Source organism: Nitrospiraceae bacterium, from assembly GCA_020632595.1.
Lineage (GTDB): Bacteria > Nitrospirota > Nitrospiria > Nitrospirales > UBA8639 > Nitrospira_E.
Window position 1 is genome coordinate 317495 of sequence record JACKFF010000004.1, and the last position, 20256, is coordinate 337750.

Sequence of the window (20256 nt, forward strand, 5' to 3'; positions counted from 1 at the left end):
GTTGGAAGGGTTCAACGCGCCTTCTTTCATTCCTTTGGCACACGTTCATACTTTTGATAATCCAACACCTCGTACAAGGCCTGCCTGGTTTGCATGCTATCGAGGAAAGCTTGTTGGGTCCCCTGTTTTTGTAATTCCAGAAGAGCTGCCCCGCCTGCCTTCGCCATCACACGAAATACGGTCATGGGGAACAGTACGATGTGATATCCCATTCCGGAGAATTCCTTGACGGTCATATAGGGAGTTTGCCCCCATTCAGTCATATTGGCGACCAGAATACCCCCGGAATATTTCAAAGCTTTGACTGCCGCCTGAAATTCTTCCGCTGACTGCAGGGCCTCGGGGAAAATCGCATCAGCGCCGGCTGCCCTGTAAGCTCGAGCTCTCTCAATGGCCCCATCCAGACCTTCCACAGACCGGGCATCCGTCCTCGCAATGATGACAAGATCCCGGTCCTGTTTGGCTTCAACTGCCGACTGAATTTTTTGACACATACCCTCACAGGAAATCAGGGTTTTTCCGGGCAAATGGCCGCAACGTTTTGCCAACACCTGGTCTTCCAATTGGATTCCCACCGCTCCGGCTGATTCTAATTCCTGAACCGTGCGATACACCTGGTGCCTGTCTCCAAAGCCCGTATCGGCATCGATAATGACCGGAATTTGAACCCTCTGAGTCACGTACCGGGTTTCTGTCACCACCTCCGTCATCGTTAATAGCCCGATATCGGGTAGTGCCCGGGAAGCCGCCAGACCCGCCCCCGAGAGGTATGCTGCCGGAAAACCGGCATCCTCAACCAATCGAGCCGAAAACGCATTAAATACACCCGGCACCGCCAGCGTGTCCCGTTGAAGCTCCGCTCGAAAGCGGCGCGCCCGACTCTGGGAGGTTATGGGTTTCCCACTCATCGTCAATCCACAACTGGTAATGCCGACACCAGGACATTCACGTCTTTCAGACGGTCCAGTTCCCAAACGGTTTGGATAACGTTCGTTATATCTTTCCGGCCGATTTTCCGTGAAGACAACTTCTGAAACTTCAATTCAAGTTCGCGATCGGTGAGCGGGCGTCGTGGATGACCTTTGGGATGGTCAATCTGGGCCGTGAACGTCCTGCCGTCCATCAGGGTGACATCAATTCTGTTGGCCATGGCATCCGGATAACGCTCGGAAAACTCTTTGACCTCTTCAACACGGATTTTCTGCATCAGATTCAACAGAACGGTATCGTTCAGGCGATGCGGGGAAAATGACCTGGGAGCTATTTCTCCATCCGTCAGGGCGACTGCAACGCAAAAAGGGAGACTATGATCAGCAGTCTCACGGGTTTTGGGATGCCACTTTTCCTGATCCCGTCCAATAATTTCGATCGCCACGTCACCACTGCCGACAATAATTGCTTTGATTCGGTGGGCAGGGTATTCCCCACACGCAGCAATCAGTTGTTCCCGAATGGCGAATGCCGCCTCCACCGCCGACTGAGCATGATATTCCACCGGATGGGGCTTGATGTAGGTGTCAAGAATTTTATAGGAAGAGCCGTGGCGGCCTCCCATTTCGGGTAAAGAGAATGGTCCGGAAATCACCTTCATAAATCCCTTTTCTCCTTCAAACATGGCCTCCGGTCCGGTCATACCCTCGCGAGCCGCCAATCCTGCAAAGATTCCGTTCCGGCTTGCATTGGCAAACGCGCAGGCTTTCCATAGGGAAACTTCCCCCACTCTGGTCTGCCGCAGTGCTCCAGCCGTGATCCCCGCCAGATTGAGCGCATGTACGGTCTGTATTTTGGAGAGCTTGAGCAGCCTGGCTGTGGCAACCGCAGTAGAAAACGCTCCGTAGGTGACGTGATCCCATCCTCGGGGGCGAAGCGCGGCTGCGTCACAAAGACGGCACTGAACCTCATAGGCCAGCACGATGGACTGAATAAACTGCCGGCCATGAACATGAAGACTTTCGGCAACCGCCAGACAGGCAGGAATATTGTCTGAAGGATGCGCGGGTTCCCTGGAGAGGTAGGTATCGTTGCAGTCGAGATACCGTACCGCTGTGCCATTCGCAAAGGCGGCCAGATCCGGACTGGTTCGATGACGGGTTCCCCATACTGTTGCCCCGTCTTTGACCATCACTTGAGTCGCCAGCCGCCTGGCAATCCTGCATGGGGGTGCGATGATGGCACCATACGCACAGGCCAGACTATCCAAGACCCGTCGCTTCACCTCATGAATCACTTCCGGAGGAAGACTCCGAAAGGTCAAAAACTCCGCATACTCGGCCAGGCGTTCAGCCAGCATCATCGCCTCTTGCCCTGAGATCGGACGGCATCTCCTTCCAGGAAAAGAATTCCTCTCCGGCTCGACAATTCGGACAGTTCTGAATTTCCCATTGAGGCATCGTCACATTCGTCCCATAGTAAAATGGATAGCGAGACATCAAGTCGTCCATTAATGGGAATTGGCCGCTGTCCCGACGGGCAAATACCATCATTCCTACGACATGGCCGCCATGTTCGCTCACAATGGTTTGGAGTTTGTTGACACAACTCCCTCGCGCGGTGACATCATTCATCACCACAAAATTATCCCCTTTTTGTATCGAGCCTTCGGGAATCTCCACCCCAATCTTTCCTGTATCGTAATTGAAAGGAGCAGACACCACTTTCATCGCCATTTGAGGGGTGATGATTGTCGCAATACCCTCTGCCAACAATCGTGCATCCGAGGCGGGCACAAGGAGTCCGTCGATTTTATGGTGTTGGCTCAACCCTAGAACCCAGTGGCCCATATCCTCAGTGATAACGGAAAGCAGATCCGGATCGCGTGCGATGGACTCAAATCCTAAATAGGTCGCGGTATGGTGGCCCGACACGACTGATACATGCGTATCGAACAGCACCGCCATTGAATCGCGAAGTATCCGAATGACCTCGTGTTTCGACAAGGACGAGGTTGGGGACTCCCGGACTATCGATTGAAGACGTTCTTCGACGATTGAATCCGCGTAGAGCCTTCGCTGATAATCGACCAAATCCGATATGCGCTTCTGATTCTCAAGCACCAGATTCATATTCAATGCTCCTTGGTAATCGTTGTTTTCAATGTTCCAATAGGCTGAATTTCCAGCTCCACGACATCATCCGGCTGTAAAAACCGATCCATCTCTAATCCACACCCCCCACCCACGGTTCCAGAACCGAACACTTCGCCGGGGTAGATCGTTTCTCCCCTGGACACATGTTCAATCATTTGAGCGAACGACCAGTAAATGGTTCCAAACGACCCTTTCGACCAGACTTCTCCGTTGACACGAGCCACCATGGCCAGCTGCTTCAGGTCTGGAATCTCATCCGGCGTCACCAGGCAGGGTCCCAACGCCGTGGCAAAATCCTTTCCCTTCGCGGGTCCAAGCCGACAGGCCATTTCCAGGAATTGAACATCCCGCGCACTAAAATCATTCATGATGGTATAGCCGGCAATGTAGTCCCACGCCTTATCCGCCGTAATATCTCTCCCCTTTCGACCAATGACACAGGCCAACTCCAGCTCATAATCGAGTTTTTGTGTCTGTAACGGCCATGCCAGACCATCTTCGGGCCCGATGATGGTCTGTGGATTGCCTTTATAATAGACCGGAGCCTTGTACCACTCCGGGGGTATGGGTTGACCTCGTTTTTTGGAAGTCGCGGCGATGTGCGCCTCAAAGGCAATAAAATCACGAAGAAGAGGGGGATGAGGGATCGGCGCAAGCAACGAAACCTCTTCCCTGTTATAGACAATCGTTTCACCATCAGGGCCATGGACCACATGATCGTTGTCACTGATATAGTGAAAGGCTTCCCGGGCTCTATTCATCGCCGACACTTCCCCCTGAAGGAGTTCCAGCATAGAGGACGGGACTCCCGATGTGGCAAGCCTGTAGGGTTGAGACTCCCCTAGATCCGCCAGCATCCGCGTGTACGCCATGTTCAGATCCACGATAGACCCATGGTGGAATGCTCCGACCCGTGCAAACTTTCCGACTGGTGTGTGAACCTGGAAGGTGACAAGTTTCATGGTGTGCTCCAACTCATGGAATAGTTTTTTAATTCAACAGCCTCAGCCTCAAGCATCACGGAGAAGGGCTGCTGTGACTCCACCATCACGGCAATTTCATTCGTCTGGGTTTGTGTTTTACTGGCCTCAACCGCGCCTGAATGGGGTCCATGATGTATGCCCTGAGGATGCAAAGTCATCGTTCCCGGATGGATGCCCGACCGGCTGAAAAAATTTCCCTCGTGATAAAACAGGACTTCGTCAAAATCCGTATTCCGATGATAAAAGGGAATTTTCAATGCACCAGGCTCACTCTCCAGCGGCCTGGGGGCAAACGTCGATATCCACACTCTTCCCGCCTGGAAGGTCGCGTGGACGCTCGGAGGCAAATGATAGCGGGGACTGGTCACTGGCCGAAAATCCCGAACGTTGAGTTTCGTCGGCCAAACCTCTCCCTTCCACCCCACGACATCCACTGGAGGAAAAGGATAAAACACCTTGGTATAGGCTCCATCACGTTTGATGCGAAGCTCCCATTCATGTTGACGATTGGTGGTGACAGGCGCTGAAAGTTCGGGAACCCCAAGGACCTCGGGATCAAATAGGGCATGCTGTCCCAACAAACCCCGTTCGGGCAGCATGACAGGCTCAGAAGTTTCGATGATCAACATGACACCGGGTCCTTCTTCCACAACCATCCGGTAGGTCGTCCCTTTGGGAATGACCAGATAGTCTCCGGGTTCATACGCCAGCACGCCGTAATCGGTTTCCACCAGACCACGGCCTTTATGCACAAAATACACCTCATCGCCATCCGCATTCCGAAAATAATACGGCATTGTTTCTTTCCGGCGGGAAATAGACAGCCGGGCGTCCGGACTTCGTAATATTTCCAGCGGTCGGCTTTCCCCGGAGAAAAAATCTGAAGGGGTCAGGTCGCTGCACTGGAAGGCGCGAGGCCGGCAGGGCCCATCGATGCGAAGCCAGTTGGTCGGAGGATGCAATCGGTACAGATGGGAAGCCGGACCGGCAAATCCCTGGCGTCCATGTTCCTCTTCATACAGCCCTGATGGAATATTGACGTGCGCTTGCCGGGGTGATTGACCTTTCCGTGTTAAGTACATGGGGTCCTCTCTGCCATCATGAATCCGCCATGGCCGCTTATGGAATATGCTCAAAGTCAATAATGGTCTGTTCCACGCCTTGCGTTTGATCCCGTTCAATATCCTGATATAAGGACTCGACGGTGCTCTTCACAAAAGTCTTTGACTCCTCCTGTCCCTGCTTTCGCTGAGTCAGTTCAAAGAAAATCCCACTACCGGGAAACAGTGGATACGTAAAACGCTGAAGGAGCGGACCGAATCCATCTCGACCTTCCTTTACGGGTCCACTGAACTTCACGCCATGGGCTTCCCATTCCTGGCACACGGTTTCGATATCGTCTACTTCCAATGCAACATGCTGAATACCCGGGCCAAACCGTTCCACAAACTCCGTAATCTGTGATTTCCCGGTTTTATCCCGGCCTTGCATGAGGGCCACTCGAATATTGTTTCGTTGAACCACAATAGTATCCATGCTCGACCTGTCGGATCCCACATCATCGGCAGACCAGATCGTTCGGAAACCAAGAATGTTGTTGAACAGGTGTTCGGCAGCATGCAGATCATTCACGCAGAGTGTAATGTGATCAATTCCAACCGTGTCACCCATTGGCTTCTCCTTCCATATCAGTAATCGGAAACGAATCCTGCAGACCTTTCATGTTTTCCAGCTACCTCGGTCCGTTGCGACTTAGCCGACAATACAATTGCAATTTACCATTAAAAAATAAATTTTGGCAATCTTTAAATACTTTTAGTTATAAAGGCTCTCACCTTGCATCCCTTTAATACACAATCATTGCTTGTTTCCCATAAAAGTTTTATTATGATAATAATATTTTATCATTTCATTTTCGACTGACAATAACTACATACTAAGAAAGACTTACATAACGAAGAAGGAGGCCACCATGTCAGGATTTTATCGTGAAATGCGGAATTTCGTACTTCATCATGGTGCCATCAACAACTCATATCTGAATTGGTTTAAGAAGGGTGTCGCATCCAATGAAGAGCTCTATGCTTTTGCGGTGGAGTTTTATAACTTTGCCCGATTCTTTCCAAAAATTCTGGTCGCACAACTGGTCAATACCGAAGACGAATCCGTCGCGGATGAATTGACGCGGGTCTTGTATTCGGAATTAGGGGAGGGAAACCCTGAGAACAGGCATGAGTTGCTTTATCGGCATTTCCTCCGTTCCATCGACATCGATCTTCATCAAGCCCTCACCACACCGATGATGCCTTCCACCCGGGCCTATATCGAAGGAATGGAAGAATTGTATAGCAGCGGGAACCATGAACAAGCTCTGGGTGCTTCCTTTGGCCTGGAAAACATGGCCATCACCATGTGGGACCACCTCATTCCGGGCTTACAGTCTTTGCGCCGTGAAAGATTCCCTGGGATTGATTTGAGGTATTTCACCTTCCATCGTGAACTGGAATCCACTCATGAGGAGGCCATGGTCCATGCCGTTGCCGCCATGGAAGGACATGGCTCTATTCAGGGGACTCTCTCCATCCAGGAACGACAGAATTTTCACGACGGCGTTCGTCAGGTTCTGAACTTTTTAGAGGGGTTCTGGATGGGTCTTGAGCGTCAACGAAGGATAACCAACTCTAACCACCACGGAACGCATTCCAGGAACAGGCATGTCACACTCGGTGATGCGCGATGATAGAACCTTGGTGAAGGATGATAACAGCTATTGCTCACAAGACCTCATGCCAATCCGGGGATGAAGTACTTAAAGGGTAAAACGGATGATTGAAACAATTTCCTTGAATAAACATATTCAAGAAGCCCATCGGAACGAAAACCCGCTCCTCGACATCCCCTTTTCTTCGTTTGCACAATTTTTTCATCAACGGGTGACCGATCCGGCACTCAGGAGAGATGTGTATTTAACCTATTACGACGATTCCGGGATGGTTCGAAGCTATACCTATGAGGAGTTCGAAAACGCCGTCTATCGAACTGTGACCTTCCTGCGTGAGCAACTGGGGGTCCACCGTGGGGATCGCATTGTCACCCTGCTGTTCAATCATGACTCGACCGTGGTGATGTATTATGCGGCATGGGTCCTTGGAGCCGTGGTTGTGCCGATTGACATCAATGAATCTGAAGACCGTCGCTTCTACATTCTGGAACATTCAGAGGCCTCTGTGGCCTTTTGCTGGGGAACCGAATACGAAGCCCTTCAGGATATCCAGAATCGACTGCCCCATCTTCGGCATCTCGTCTCTCTCGGAAATGGAACCTCACCCCTCATGGACATATTGGGTCACCCTCGCCCTGCCCAGACACCCAATCGCGGGTCTCTCGATCAAGCTGCTCTCCAGGATGAAGCATTGATTGTCTACACCTCCGGAACGACGGGACCGCCAAAAGGAGTCGTGCTCACGATCGAAAATCTTCTCGTCGATGCCCACGGCATTGCAAGATGGCACGGACTGGAAAGAAGTCATTGCCTCATGTGCGTGCTGCCGATCCATCATGTGAACGGGATCGTGGTCACGCTCATCACGCCATTTTACGGAGAGGGTAGATCCGTGCTGAACCGGCGTTTTCACCAGTCCGCGTTTTGGAACCGAATCCAGGATGAAAGGGTGACCTGCGTGAGCGTGGTCCCTACCATTCTGGAGTTTTTGCTGGAAGGAAGCCGGAATAACCGGCAATACCGGCTTGATCATTTTCGTGGATTGATTTGCGGAGCCGGCCCTCTCTTGAAGGACACGGTGTCACGGTTTGAGCATCAATTTCTTGCTCCTGTTCGCCATGGCTACGGACTATCTGAAACCACGTGTTATTCCAGTTTTCTTCCCGTCAACCTTTCCCAACAGGAACACAGACACTGGCTCACGGACTATGACTATCCATCCATTGGCCTCGCGATTCCTTACAACGACATGGCAATTCTCGATCCCCAAGGACACCCGGTCGACGAGATGGAAAAGGGGGAAATTTGTATCCGCGGACAAACGGTGTGTTCAGGTTACTTAAAACGACCGGATGCCAATGAGGAAAGTTTCCGGTGGGGATGGTTCCGGTCGGGCGATGAGGGGTTCTTCGTTCGTGATCAGGCTGATCGCCCGTATTTTTTCATATCCGGGCGGCTGAAGGAATTAATCATCCGTGGCGGTGTGAACATTTCACCCTTGGAAATTGATGAAGTACTCAGAGGACACCCTTCCGTCAAATTCGGTATGGCCGTTTCATTCGAAAACCGTTTTTACGGAGAAGAAATTGCCGGATACCTCGTGGTCAAAGAACATATGCCGCAACCTTCGGAGGATGAGATGGTCACATGGTGTCGCAAGGCATTGCCCTTTGCCAAGTGTCCCAAGGTCTTCATGTTCGGCCAGGAAGTGCCCTATACGACCACGGGGAAGCCCAAACGTTTGGAATTAAAGGCAAGGTTGAGCCCGGCATTGGCACGCTACCGCGACGTCCAATTCCGCTCTTTCCAGCGGGGCTCGACGCCAAAACATCAGACGGCTTGAGGAGGTCGTCAGCGAATAGGAGAGTGACATAACGTATCACCCATACAACACCCAATGACCGACAAGAGGTTAACTTTTCATGTCTAGCCAAAAGGAGAGTGTTATGGAGATTTCACAATCTGAATTTCTCCACCTCTATTATTTCCTTAAACTCACCAGAGCGTTGGAGGAACGAGTCACTACGCTGTACCGCCAAGGTCGCATCGTCGGTGGAGCGTATACCAGCCATGGAATGGAGGCGATATCGGTGGGCTATGCTTCCGCCCTGCAGGCCGATGATATTATCGCGCCCTTCCACCGGGATATGGGCGCGTTTTTAGTCAGAGGCATTACGCCGGGTGAGATTTTAGCTCAGTATCTTGGAAAGCGCACCGGACCCACCAAGGGGAAGGACGGCAATGTGCACATGGGCGACTTGAAACGTGGCATCATCGCCTTTGTCAGCCATCTGGCCGACAATCTTCCCGTGGCGACCGGAGCGGCATTGGCATTTAAGCTCCGTGGTGAATCCCGTATTGTCGCCGCGAATACCGGAGATGGGGGGACCAGTCGCGGAGATTTTCATGAAGCGTTGAACTTCGCGTCCGTTCGCCGGCTGCCGGTGGTATTCTTTTGCAATAACAACCAATACGCCTACTCCACCCCGCTTCATTACCAGATGGCCATCAAAGATGTCGTTGAACGCGCAAAAGCCTATGCCATACCAGGCGAAATTGTAGACGGCAACGATGTCGCTTCCGTCTATCTCATCGCTCAACGGGCATTTCAACGCGCCAGAGACGGAGGGGGACCCACCTTTATCGAATGTAAAACCATGCGTATGCACGGGCATTCGGAGCATGATTCCGCTAAATATGTGCCTCGAGAACTCCTGGAAGAGTGGAAGAAGAAAGATCCCATCCTGAATGCGGAACGTCGCCTGAAAAAATTGGGGTATGCCGGTCAACGGGAGTTCCAGGAAATTCATATGAGGGTGGAAAAGGAAATTGAAACTGCCCTGGAGTTCGCGGAACAAAGCCCTCTTCCCGACGGTCCGGAAGCGTTGGAGGGCGTCTATGCGACCAATCCCGTGGAGGTACTGATATGACCACATCCGCTATCGCACATGAAGTGACCTATCTGGAGGCTATTTCGCAAGCCCTTGATGAGGAAATGAGTCAGGATGAACGCGTCTTTCTTATGGGGGAGGATATCGGCCCTTACGGTGGGGCCTTTCGTGTTACAGAAGGGTTTCAAGACAAGTATGGTGAATGGAGAGTGCTGGATACGCCCCTGGCTGAATCGGGAATTGTCGGGGCTGCGATTGGAGCGGCGATGATGGGCATGAGACCTGTGGTGGAAATGCAATTTGCGGATTTCATTTCCTGTGCGTTTGATCAAATCACCGAGATGGCCGCGAAGAATCATTATCGGTGGGGAGCAGAGGTGCCCATGGTCATTCGCGCACCCTACGGGGGAGGGACCCATGGAGGCCCGTTCCATTCCGTATGCCCGGAAGCCTGGTTCTTTCATACCCCCGGGTTGAAACTGGTAGCTCCCTCAACTGCTTATGACGCCAAAGGATTGTTGAAGGCCGCGATCCGGGATCATAACCCCGTCATTTATTTTGAGCATAAATTTCTGTACCGGCGGGTGAAAGAGGTGCTTCCTGCTGAAGATTATATCGTCCCGATCGGAGAGGCGGAGATCAAACGAACAGGAAGCGAGATATCCGTCATCACCTATGGAGCCATGGTCCACGTGGCATTAGAGGCAGCAGAGGCCTTGGATCAGGAAGGAATCGACATGGAGGTCGTAGATCTTCGCACCCTGAGCCCTCTTGATACCGATACGGTCAAAGACTCTGTTCGAAAAACGGGCAAAGTGATTATTCTCCACGAAGATACAAAGACCGGAGGCATCGGTGGTGAGATTGCCGCAATGCTGGCTGAAGAATGCTTCAACTCGCTTGATGCACCGATTATGAGGATCGCAGCCCCCGATATTCCCGTGCCCTACAGTCCCCCGCTGGAGAATTTTTTTCTTCCGAAAGCTCATGATGTTATCACCGCCGCCCGACAATTGGCGGCCTATTGATTCAAACATGGGAGCAATTCATGGCCACCGACATCGTCATGCCGCAATTAGGTGAAAGCATTGCCGAAGGCACCATCGTAAAATGGCTGGTTCCGCTGGGGGGACAGATAAAAAAAGATGAATCCCTGTTAGAGGTGGAAACAGACAAAGTCGCATTGGATATTCCTTCCCCGGCGAACGGAGCCTTAACCGAGATTTTGATTCAGGAAGGGCAAACGGTCCCGGTGGGCACCCTCCTTGCGCGACTCGATTACTCTTCCGAAACCGGAAACGGTGATTCCGCGACAAGCACCATTCAATCACCGGTATCATCTGGTCACGGCCATGCAACGTTCTCTGGATCCCCGGATCTCCTTTCACCCGCTGTTCGAGACCTTGCTGCCAAGCACCAGGTGGACCTCAGCCGCATCACCGGAACCGGCATGAATGGACGGATTACCAAGAAGGACGTCCTGGAATTTCTGGATAAGCAAGGCCGTCCCGGAAAAGAGTCCGGCAATCCGCTAACGGGACAGCCCGCAGCACTGCCTTCTTCCCCTGAAGAAGAGCTGATTCCCCTGAGTTCCATGCGACGAACGATTGCTGAACGCATGATCAAAAGTCGACAGACCGCAGCCCACGTGGTGACGTTCTTTGAAGCCGACTTTACAACCATCGAACCCGCCAGACAGGAGCTCCATCTGACTTATCTGCCTTTTGTGATCAAGGCGGTCACGCAGGGAATCAACGCATTTCCGATTCTCAATTCCTCCTGGTCTGCCAAGGGCCTGATTATCAAACATGCCATGCATATCGGGGTAGCTGTCGCTGTCGAGGAAGGATTATTGGTTCCCGTTGTCAAACATGCCGATCAAAAAGATCTTCGGCAATTAGGCACAGAAGTGGCCGATCTGTCTCAACGGGCACGCAGCAAACAACTCCAGCCCGAGGAAGTCCAAGGAGGGACCTTCACCATCACGAATCATGGAGGGACCGGCAGCCTCTTCAGCACCCCGATCATCAACCAACCGCAAATTGCCATTCTTGGCGTTGGCGCTGTTCAGCGGCGAGCAGTGGTCGTGAACGAGTCCATAGAAATTCGCCCCATGGCCTACTTGAGTCTGGCCTTTGATCATCGGGTCATCGATGGAGCCACGGCCGATCAATTCATGCTCATGGTGAAATCTGTTCTGGAACAACCCTCCTGGGAGGTCGCCCCATGACTGAGACCAAACACGCGGTCATTGTGAGTGCCGTCCGCACTCCCATGGGAAGCTTTCAGGGCGTCTTCAGCCCGGTTCCCGCTACGAAACTCGGAAGCCTGGCCATTGCCGAAAGCTTACGTCGCGTTCACCTGTCAGGAGCGTTGGTGGACGAGGTCTATATGGGGTGCGTGCTGGCTGCCGGCCTTGGACAGGCACCCGCGAGGCAAGCCGCCCTTGGAGCCGGTCTGCCCGACTCGGTTGGCGCCACCACCATCAACAAGGTCTGCGGATCCAGTCTCATGGCCATCATCATGGCGACTCAAGCCATCAAATTAGGGGAAGCCCGCATTCTGGTTGCCGGAGGCATGGAAAGCATGACCGGTGCCCCCTACCTCCTGACCAGGGCCCGACAAGGCTATCGACTGGGCCATGGGGAACTGGTGGATAGCCTGATTAAGGATGGACTTTGGGACGTCTATAACGATTTTCACATGGGTCAGGGTGGGGAACTCTGTGCGTCAAAGTATCAACTGAGCCGGCAGGCTCTTGATGACTTTACGATTGAAAGCTATCGCCGGGCCCGCATGGCCATTGCGACCGGCGCATTCAAACCGGAAATCGTTTCCGTCGAAGTGCCTCAAAAAAAAGGTGACCCCCTTCTCGTCACAGACGATGAGGAACCGAATCGCGTGAATCTTGAAAAACTTGCCGGTTTGAAGCCGGTGTTCAAAGAAGACGGCGTGTTGACAGTCGGCAATTCTCCATCCTGCAATGATGGTGCGGCAGCCCTTGTTCTGATGGAAGAGAGAGAGGCCGAACGCCAGCGCATCAAACCGTTGGCAAGAATCATCGGCTATGTCGGCGCCGCATTAGCACCCGAGTGGTTTACCATCGCCCCGGTTCACGCCATCCAAAAAGTTCTGAAGCAGACAGGTCTGACCATCGAGCAGATTGATCTCTTTGAAATCAATGAAGCCTTTAGCTCGGTGTCTCTTGCCATTAACCGGGAACTCAACCTGGACCCGGCGAAAGTCAATGTAAACGGAGGCGCGGTGGCGCTTGGCCATCCAATCGGAGCCACCGGCGCACGAATGATGACCACCCTGCTGTATGCCCTGGAAGCCAGAGGTGGCCGCTTGGGACTTGCCAGTCTCTGTATTGGTGGAGGCGAAGCCCTGGCTGTCGTGATCGAACGCATGACCTAGCTCATGGAATTCGCGACCCCGGTCACGTTTCTGTTTGAACTGAAGGAGAAGCGCACATGCCATCACAGCCCATTCAAACCATTGGGGTCGTAGGAGCCGGCCAAATGGGTGCGGGCATCGCGTTCGTATCTGCGCTCGCAGGCTGTGAGGTCTTCCTTTACGATATCCACACCGCATCTCTGGAAGCCGCTCTTGAACGCATTCACAAGGGATTCGCCAAACAAATTCAGGAGGGCATCATCCAGGCTTCGAAGGGCGAGGCGGCCCTCAAACGAATCCGGACCACCCAATCCCTTGGAGACATGACTGATCGTCACCTGATCCTGGAAGCCGCCCCCGAAAATTTGGAAATGAAATGCGAGCTGTTCCGACAGCTTGGCGCAATCTGCAAACCGGATGTGATCCTGGCCAGCAATACCTCCTCGATATCCATCACAAAATTAGGGGCCATGTCGGGGCGGGACGCTCAGGTGGCCGGCATGCATTTTATGAATCCTGTCCCGGTCATGAAATTGGTCGAACTCATTCGAGGGTTGCGAACCAGCGATGAGACCATCTCGCTTCTCGCCGGCCTTGCCGACCGCATGGGAAAAGTTGTGGTGGAATCCAAAGATTTTCCGGGATTCATCGTCAATCGCCTGCTCATGCCGATGGTCAATGAAGCCATTTTTGCGTTCGCCGAAGGCATCGCGACCGCCGACATGATCGACAAGGCGATGACCCATGGCACCAACCACCCCGTAGGGCCACTGGCCTTAGCCGATCGGATCGGTCTGGATACCGTGCTCAACATTTGCGAAATTTTATTTCAAGAATTCGGCGATCAAAAGTTCCGCCCGTGTCCGCTTCTCCGAAAATATGTTGAGGCGGGTTGGTTGGGTCGAAAGTCAGGAAGAGGATTTTACACCTATCAACCTTGATCCCCTTGTCAGGATATGACGCCATGAAGATTGCTCACGAATCACCGGTGGTCCATCAGAAAGGTTCGACTGAAGAAGGTCCTGTCGCTCACCATGGTCAGGATCGAAAGACCTCCGGTACGTCCTTGTCCGGAATGCCGATTGCCGATCGGTATACGCAGGATGACCTCAAAGATTGGGACCCTGCACGTGACCTCGGGCATCCTGGAGACTTCCCCTACACGCGTGGGATTCATCCGACAATGTACCGCGGTCGGCTATGGACGATGCGGCAATTTGCGGGATTCGGGACGGCTCAGGACACGAATGCCCGCTTCAAATACCTCCTGGATCAGGGGCAAACCGGTCTGAGCGTCGCATTTGATATGCCGACCCTCATGGGGCTTGATTCCGACAATCCGCAGGCTCTTGGGGAGGTGGGCTATTGTGGAGTTGCGGTCTCGTCACTGGAAGATATGGCCACACTCTTCGACGGCATCCCTCTGGATCGGGTATCGGTCTCCATGACGATCAATGGCCCGGCCGCCGTGATATTCGCCATGTATCTCACCCTGGCTGAACGGCAAGGCATCCCGCTGAACCGGCTCAATGGCACCCTTCAAAACGATATTCTCAAAGAATATATCGCACAAAAAGAATGGTTGTTTCCGCCTGCTCCCCATATGCGGTTAATTACGGACACCATCGGCTACTGCAGTGAACACGTGCCGAAATGGCACCCTATCAGCATCAGCGGGTATCACATTCGTGAAGCAGGATCCACCGCCGTACAGGAACTGGCCTTTACCCTGTATGACGGGCTGACCTATGTCGAGGCCGCCGTCCGGGCAGGATTGCCGATCGATGCCTTTGCCCCGCAACTGTCCTTTTTCTTTAATTCGCATAACGACTTTTTTGAGGAAATTGCCAAGTTTCGAGCTGCACGACGCATATGGGCGCAGGAAATGAAAAACCGGTACAATCCCAACAATCCCCGCTCGCTCCAACTTCGCTGCCATGCCCAGACAGCAGGGTGTTCCCTCATGGCCCAGCAACCCATGAACAATGTGGTGCGCACAACCCTCCAGGCGCTGGCAGCCGTGCTCGGTGGCACTCAATCGCTCCATACCAATTCCATGGATGAGACACTGTCACTCCCCACTCAAGAAGCCGTCACGCTGGCGTTACGCACCCAACAGATCATTGCCCATGAAAGCGGGGTCACCAACACGGTTGATCCTCTGGCGGGTTCCTATTTCATTGAACATCTCACCAACCGGATGGAGGAAGGTGCCCGCGAATACTTTCGCAAGCTGGATGCCATGGGAGGCATGTTGGCCGCTATCGAACGGGGGTTCCCACAACGAGAGATTCTGGAAGCGTCCCAGCATTACCAGGAGGAAATCGACCGGAAAGAACGCATCATCGTCGGTGTCAATGAGTACGTTGAATCGGAGCAGTACACCATTCCCACCCTGCGAATCGGCAAGGAAGTCGAAGAGTATCAGCGGGAACGCTTGCGCTCCTTCCGCGCCAAACGGGATTCCAAGAAAGTGTCTGAAGCGCTGCATGAAATTCAATGGTTCGCACAATCCGGCGAAAATCTTCTGCCCCATCTGATGCACGCCGTCCAGGCCAGGGCCACATTGGGAGAAATGTGTGGAGCCCTAAAGGAAGTTTTTGGAACCTATCGTGAACCGGTTGTCTTATGAAATGTTGTCGCAACCGAGGACCACAAGGCATGTTGGCGTTCATGACTCCATTTGCCAGGAGGTACCAGTGCAAACCGGTATACGGATTTCACCAATGCTCCTGTAGCCGAGACCACCTTTCCTCAAAACAGAAGGGACCAATCCTGTGAAACTCGGACAATTTAACATTTATCCTGTGACAGACGGCCGGTTCAGGCTTGACGGCGGAGCGATGTTCGGGGTGGTCCCCCGGGTGCTCTGGGAGAAATGTTGTCCGGCCGACGATCACCACCGCATCCCGCTCAGCTTGACCTGTCTGCTGATCCAGGCACACGGGAAGAACATCCTCGTCGATACGGGACTTGGCTCAAAACATGACCAAAAATTTCATCGGATGTTTGCCGTGGAACAAGCCTCCTCACTTTCTGATTCCTTACACCACTTCCGCCTTGCCCCGAAGGATATCGATATGGTGATCAACACCCATTTGCACTTCGATCACGCCGGAGGCAACACGCGGTGTGATGAAAAAGGACAGACGATCCCGACGTTTCCAATGGCCCGCTATCTGGTGCAACGCGGAGAATTTGAAGATGGCATCAAGGCGAATGAACGGACCAAGGCCAGTTACCGTCAGGAAAATTTCATTCCTATTCTGGAACATCACCAGTGTGAATTTGTCACAGGCACGACCGAGTGGCTGCCCGGTGTCTCGATGGTGGTCACCCCCGGCCATACCAAATACCACCAAAGCGTCAAGATTGAATCCGAAGGCCACACGGCCTTCTTTTTAGGCGATTGTATCCCCACGGTCTCTCACCTGCCCCTCCCCTATATCATGGGCTACGACCTCTTTCCGCTACAGACGCTCGAAACCAAACGATGGATTCTGGACCAAGCCTACGAAGAAGGATGGCTCCTGATTTTCGAACATGACCCCCGGATTGTGATGGGGTATATCCACAAAGACCCAGAAGGCAAATATTTCCTGAAACCTGCAGAGGAAGCGAGAACAGCATGACCACAGCGACGACGCCCATTCGAGTCCTCATCGGAAAGGTTGGTTTGGACGGCCACGACCGCGGGGTGAAACTGGTAGCCCGGGCCCTGCGAGACTCCGGCGTGGAAGTCATTTATACCGGGTTACATCAAACCCCCGAGCAGGTCGTCAATATCGCCATTCAAGAAGACGTGGACGCGATAGGCCTGAGCATTCATTCCGGTGCCCATACCTCTCTGTTTCCACGGGTACTGGAATTGCTGAAAACGCATCATGCCGAGGATATCGTCGTCTTCGGTGGAGGCATTATCCCCTCTGATGATGTCGGCCCTCTGATGGAAACCGGTGTGCGGGCCTTGTTCCCTCCCGGCACCTCGATGTCACGCATTGTGGAATTCGTGAAAGGACTGCCCCGATGAGACCGGTCTATATGATCAGCGGCGGGATCACCAAATTCGCCAAAGCCCATCCGGATAAAGATTTTCGTCTGATGGTCAAAGAAGCCTATGACGCCGCCCTCCAGGACGTGCCCGACTTATCGAAAGACATGATTGATGGTGGGGTCGGCTCCTATTTTTCAGACCATTTCACCCGACAGCTCCAAGCCGCCAGCATGGCGCATGATTATCTGGGACTGTGCCCCAAACCGTCAAAACGGGTCGAAGGGGGCGGAGCGACGGGAGGCCTGTGCTTTCAATCGGCCTGGGAAGCGATCGCCTCTGGGCGAATGCATTGCTGTGTGGCGTATGGATTTGAAACCATGTCACGGGTCAACACATGGAAGGGCAACGAATTTATTGCGTTGGCTTCCGATACGAATTTCGACTTTCCGGTCGGCGGGTTTTACAGCGGGTACTATGCCATGATGGTTAATCGCCATATGCATGAATTCGGCACCACGGTTGAACAGATGGCCATGGTCTCCGTCAAAAATCATCTGAATGCCTTGTACAATCCCTATGCACAGAAGGCGAAACGTCTCACCGTCAAACAGGTTCGGGAATCGCCCATGGTGGCCAGCCCATTGACCATGGAAGATATCTGCACCATGTCCGATGGAGCAGCCGTCTGCATTCTGGCTGACGAAACCATTGCGGAACAGGTCTGTGACCGGCCCGTCCACATCACCGGCATAGGATCAGGATCAGGATCCATGCGCCTGGCTGACCGGCCGCATGGAAAAGTTCCACTGCTTCCACACGAGCAGGAATCCGATTATGCCCGGCTCAAATACCCCGGGGTGCATTCCTTTCGCGGGGGGCGTATGGCAGCCAAGCTGGCCTACGAAATGGCGGGCATTCGGAATCCATTGGAAGAATTAAGCTTTGTCGAACTTCACGACGCGTATACCTCCTCTGAAATTCAAACCTATGAAGACCTGGGGTTGTGTAAATATGGGGAAGGCGGCAGGTTTATTGAAAAGGGTATCCCGTTCATGCCGGGGATTGAGTATGGCTTATCGTTATCGGAGCAAGGGGGACTTCCCGTGAATCCATCCGGGGGACTGCTGGCCTGCGGCCATCCGATCGGAGCCACAGGTTTGATGCAAGCTGTCTTTGCGTTTTGGCAATTACAAGGCACGATCGAGAAACATTTAGGCAGTCCGGCATTACAACTTCGCGATCCTCGACGTGGACTCATCCATAGTCATGCGGGCACCGGGACTTATATCACCGTGTCGATCCTGGAGAGGATATAGCCACACCATGAAACACACCGAAATAACGGGGGAAACCTTGGAGAAACGCCAGGAGACGAATCTGCCGGAAGGCGCCCCGTTGTTCATCCAGGACCATTACGAAATCGACTACCGGCATAGTTATGCCCAGGATTCCCCCTTCTTTGTGGGGTTGAGTCAAGGCCGCTTGCTGGGATCGCGCTGTACGGGGTGCCGGTATAGGTATGCGACACCACGGGCCCATTGCATGGAATGCGGGGCGCCCACGATGTGGGAAGAACTTCCGCCAACCGGACGCGTGCATACCTTCACGGTCTGCTATTACGGCGGGGAGAGTTTTCTGAAAGAAACCCCCTTTCTGTTGGTGCTGGTGGAATTTGATCAGGTAAATACCCTCTTTCTCTCCCGGCTCAAAGGCATCCCATTGGATGAGGTTCACATTGGACTCCCGATTCGTCCACAATTCTCCGACACCCCCACATTCAAGGTGACCGATGTCTGGTTCGAACCCATTGACCCTACCTGAATTTCCCACGATTCCTTCCTTACTCAAGGAAGTCCGAACAGGAAACATGCGGGCAATTTCACGTGCCATTACATTACTGGAAACGAATGGGCCGGAAAGAACAGCGGTCCTGGAAGGGCTCGAGCCTTTCTCCGGCCATGCACGCGTCATCGGGATCACCGGGTATCCCGGCGCGGGAAAAAGTACCGTGATCGATCAATTGATTACGGCGTACCGGTCTCAAGGGAAAAAGGTCGGCGTGCTGGCCGTGGATATCAGCAGCTCATTAACCGGCGGCGCCATTCTGGGAGATCGCATTCGCATGCAGCATCATTCGTTGGATGATCGGGTGTACATCCGGAGCATGGGCACGAGAGGACACCGGGGTGGCCTGGCGATGGCGACACGGGACGCGATTCGCGTGCTCGACGCGGCCGGGTTTGATGTCGTGCTGATTGAAACCATCGGGATGGGACAAGAAGAGGGTGAAATTGCCCAGATAGCCCAAACGGTGGTGGACGTCGTCGCTCCCGGTCTTGGCGATGACGTGCAAGCCATGAAGGCCGGAATCCTGGAAGTGGCCCATATCGTCATCGTGAATAAAGCCGATCATCAGGGCGCCCGCGAAACCCTTCAGTCGTTGCGAGAATGGGTGCCACAGGTGTTGCTGGTGACCGCCCTAACCGGAGAAGGCATTCCATCGTTGGTGGAGGCCATTACCCGCCATCAACAGTCCCTTGAAGTTTCGGCCCCCGTTTCCGGTTGAACGTGCGTATTCCCTTGGGTTGCGCATCCATTAGGTTCGAACTCGTTGTGTTGGCGGAAGACAGGAGAAAGACAATGACGTGGTTCCTGGATCTATTGGCTACTCCGCTCCTGGTTCCCTCTGGTAGTCGGACGCCTGCCACCTAGCCTCTGGGCGGACGCTGGAATCAATCGGCGGGCCTTGTCTGAGCCCTTCGGTAAGACTCAGGATAAACTCCGCGAGTTGGCCCGCCCTTCTAGTCGTCGCGTCCGTCCAATCTGATGAGCCAGGTGGGGCGGCAATGGTTTTGGGTCCTTTTCCCGAAAGAAAAGGACCTCGGCTGCCGGGCCGAAACCCGGCGACTTAAAAATTAAGAATCATGCAACCTGCACCCCTTCAACGACATTCGTTCTCACATTTTGAGATGTCCGAGGAGCGTGGATTTTTGCCTGTCCCCGACCCTCTCGCTTCTTGTTCTCTCTGTCCTGAGCTGGAATGGCTCGGAGGGCAACTTCCCAAGCTGCTGGCTGCCCGACAACTCCGGAACACCATCCACACGATGCAGGACCTCCTTCCCGGCAGGAAGGACAATTGGACTGTCGACACTTACCGATACGCCAATCGCATCCTTTCTTTTGC

The 20256-nt window shown here is 53.3% G+C and carries 19 protein-coding genes; 13 read left to right on the forward strand and 6 right to left on the reverse strand.

Annotated elements, in window-relative coordinates; translation table 11 throughout:
- Window positions 1–26 precede the first annotated feature (26 nt).
- Genes prpB through H6750_10645 form a run of 6 tightly spaced genes read right to left on the reverse strand, consistent with a single transcriptional unit; the run spans window position 27 to window position 5740 of the window.
- Window positions 27–908 (reverse strand): methylisocitrate lyase, encoded by an 882-nt coding sequence (prpB, locus tag H6750_10620; protein MCB9774762.1) that lies wholly within the window; start codon window positions 906–908, stop codon window positions 27–29.
- Window positions 909–910: 2 nt separating this feature from the next.
- Window positions 911–2293: an MmgE/PrpD family protein gene (locus H6750_10625; protein ID MCB9774763.1), complete on the reverse strand. Its 1383-nt coding sequence runs from the start codon at window positions 2291–2293 to the stop codon at window positions 911–913.
- Window positions 2280–3062, reverse strand: a complete 783-nt coding sequence (locus tag H6750_10630; GenBank protein MCB9774764.1) for a hypothetical protein — start codon at window positions 3060–3062, stop codon at window positions 2280–2282. Before H6750_10630 ends, H6750_10625 begins: the two co-directional genes overlap by 14 nt.
- Window positions 3063–3064: 2 nt before the next feature.
- Entirely contained in the window at window positions 3065–4048 is a 984-nt protein-coding gene (locus H6750_10635; protein ID MCB9774765.1) for a fumarylacetoacetate hydrolase family protein, read from the reverse strand.
- On the reverse strand, window positions 4045–5151 hold the full coding sequence (locus tag H6750_10640) for a homogentisate 1,2-dioxygenase (GenBank protein ID MCB9774766.1): 1107 nt from the start codon (window positions 5149–5151) through the stop codon (window positions 4045–4047). Before H6750_10640 ends, H6750_10635 begins: the two co-directional genes overlap by 4 nt.
- Before the next feature lie 37 nt (window positions 5152–5188).
- The gene (locus tag H6750_10645; GenBank protein MCB9774767.1) at window positions 5189–5740 is read right to left on the reverse strand and encodes a VOC family protein; all 552 of its coding nucleotides are present in this window, start codon (window positions 5738–5740) and stop codon (window positions 5189–5191) included.
- A gap of 301 nt (window positions 5741–6041) precedes the next feature.
- On the opposite strand from H6750_10645, the gene H6750_10650 reads away from it, so the two are divergent.
- The 13 genes from H6750_10650 to meaB all read left to right on the forward strand — a co-directional run bounded on the left by H6750_10650 (window position 6042) and on the right by meaB (window position 19638).
- Window positions 6042–6809: an iron-containing redox enzyme family protein gene (locus H6750_10650; GenBank protein ID MCB9774768.1), complete on the forward strand. Its 768-nt coding sequence runs from the start codon at window positions 6042–6044 to the stop codon at window positions 6807–6809.
- Between the two features lie 85 nt (window positions 6810–6894).
- Window positions 6895–8634 (forward strand): acyl--CoA ligase, encoded by a 1740-nt coding sequence (locus tag H6750_10655; GenBank protein ID MCB9774769.1) that lies wholly within the window; start codon window positions 6895–6897, stop codon window positions 8632–8634.
- 103 nt (window positions 8635–8737) lie between these two features.
- On the forward strand, window positions 8738–9721 hold the full coding sequence (locus H6750_10660) for a thiamine pyrophosphate-dependent dehydrogenase E1 component subunit alpha (protein ID MCB9774770.1): 984 nt from the start codon (window positions 8738–8740) through the stop codon (window positions 9719–9721).
- Window positions 9718–10710, forward strand: a complete 993-nt coding sequence (locus H6750_10665; protein ID MCB9774771.1) for an alpha-ketoacid dehydrogenase subunit beta — start codon at window positions 9718–9720, stop codon at window positions 10708–10710. Before H6750_10660 ends, H6750_10665 begins: the two co-directional genes overlap by 4 nt.
- 20 nt (window positions 10711–10730) lie before the next feature.
- The gene (locus H6750_10670) at window positions 10731–11912 is read left to right on the forward strand and encodes a 2-oxo acid dehydrogenase subunit E2 (GenBank protein ID MCB9774772.1); all 1182 of its coding nucleotides are present in this window, start codon (window positions 10731–10733) and stop codon (window positions 11910–11912) included.
- On the forward strand, window positions 11909–13099 hold the full coding sequence (locus H6750_10675; protein ID MCB9774773.1) for a thiolase family protein: 1191 nt from the start codon (window positions 11909–11911) through the stop codon (window positions 13097–13099). The genes H6750_10670 and H6750_10675 overlap by 4 nt, the downstream gene beginning before the upstream one ends.
- 56 nt (window positions 13100–13155) lie before the next feature.
- Window positions 13156–14019 (forward strand): 3-hydroxybutyryl-CoA dehydrogenase, encoded by an 864-nt coding sequence (locus H6750_10680; GenBank protein ID MCB9774774.1) that lies wholly within the window; start codon window positions 13156–13158, stop codon window positions 14017–14019.
- A gap of 23 nt (window positions 14020–14042) precedes the next feature.
- Window positions 14043–15710: a methylmalonyl-CoA mutase family protein gene (locus H6750_10685; protein MCB9774775.1), complete on the forward strand. Its 1668-nt coding sequence runs from the start codon at window positions 14043–14045 to the stop codon at window positions 15708–15710.
- Window positions 15711–15876: 166 nt separating this feature from the next.
- On the forward strand, window positions 15877–16710 hold the full coding sequence (locus tag H6750_10690; GenBank protein MCB9774776.1) for an MBL fold metallo-hydrolase: 834 nt from the start codon (window positions 15877–15879) through the stop codon (window positions 16708–16710).
- Window positions 16707–17108 (forward strand): cobalamin B12-binding domain-containing protein, encoded by a 402-nt coding sequence (locus H6750_10695; GenBank protein MCB9774777.1) that lies wholly within the window; start codon window positions 16707–16709, stop codon window positions 17106–17108. Before H6750_10690 ends, H6750_10695 begins: the two co-directional genes overlap by 4 nt.
- Window positions 17105–18388 carry a thiolase domain-containing protein gene (locus H6750_10700; protein MCB9774778.1) on the forward strand — a complete coding sequence of 428 codons (1284 nt, stop codon included), beginning with the start codon at window positions 17105–17107 and terminating at the stop codon, window positions 18386–18388. The genes H6750_10695 and H6750_10700 overlap by 4 nt, the downstream gene beginning before the upstream one ends.
- 7 nt (window positions 18389–18395) lie before the next feature.
- Window positions 18396–18893 carry a Zn-ribbon domain-containing OB-fold protein gene (locus H6750_10705; protein MCB9774779.1) on the forward strand — a complete coding sequence of 166 codons (498 nt, stop codon included), beginning with the start codon at window positions 18396–18398 and terminating at the stop codon, window positions 18891–18893.
- Window positions 18862–19638, forward strand: coding sequence for a methylmalonyl Co-A mutase-associated GTPase MeaB (gene meaB / locus H6750_10710; GenBank protein ID MCB9774780.1), 777 nt, complete (start codon window positions 18862–18864; stop codon window positions 19636–19638). The genes H6750_10705 and meaB overlap by 32 nt, the downstream gene beginning before the upstream one ends.
- The last annotated feature ends 618 nt before the right edge of the window (window positions 19639–20256 follow it).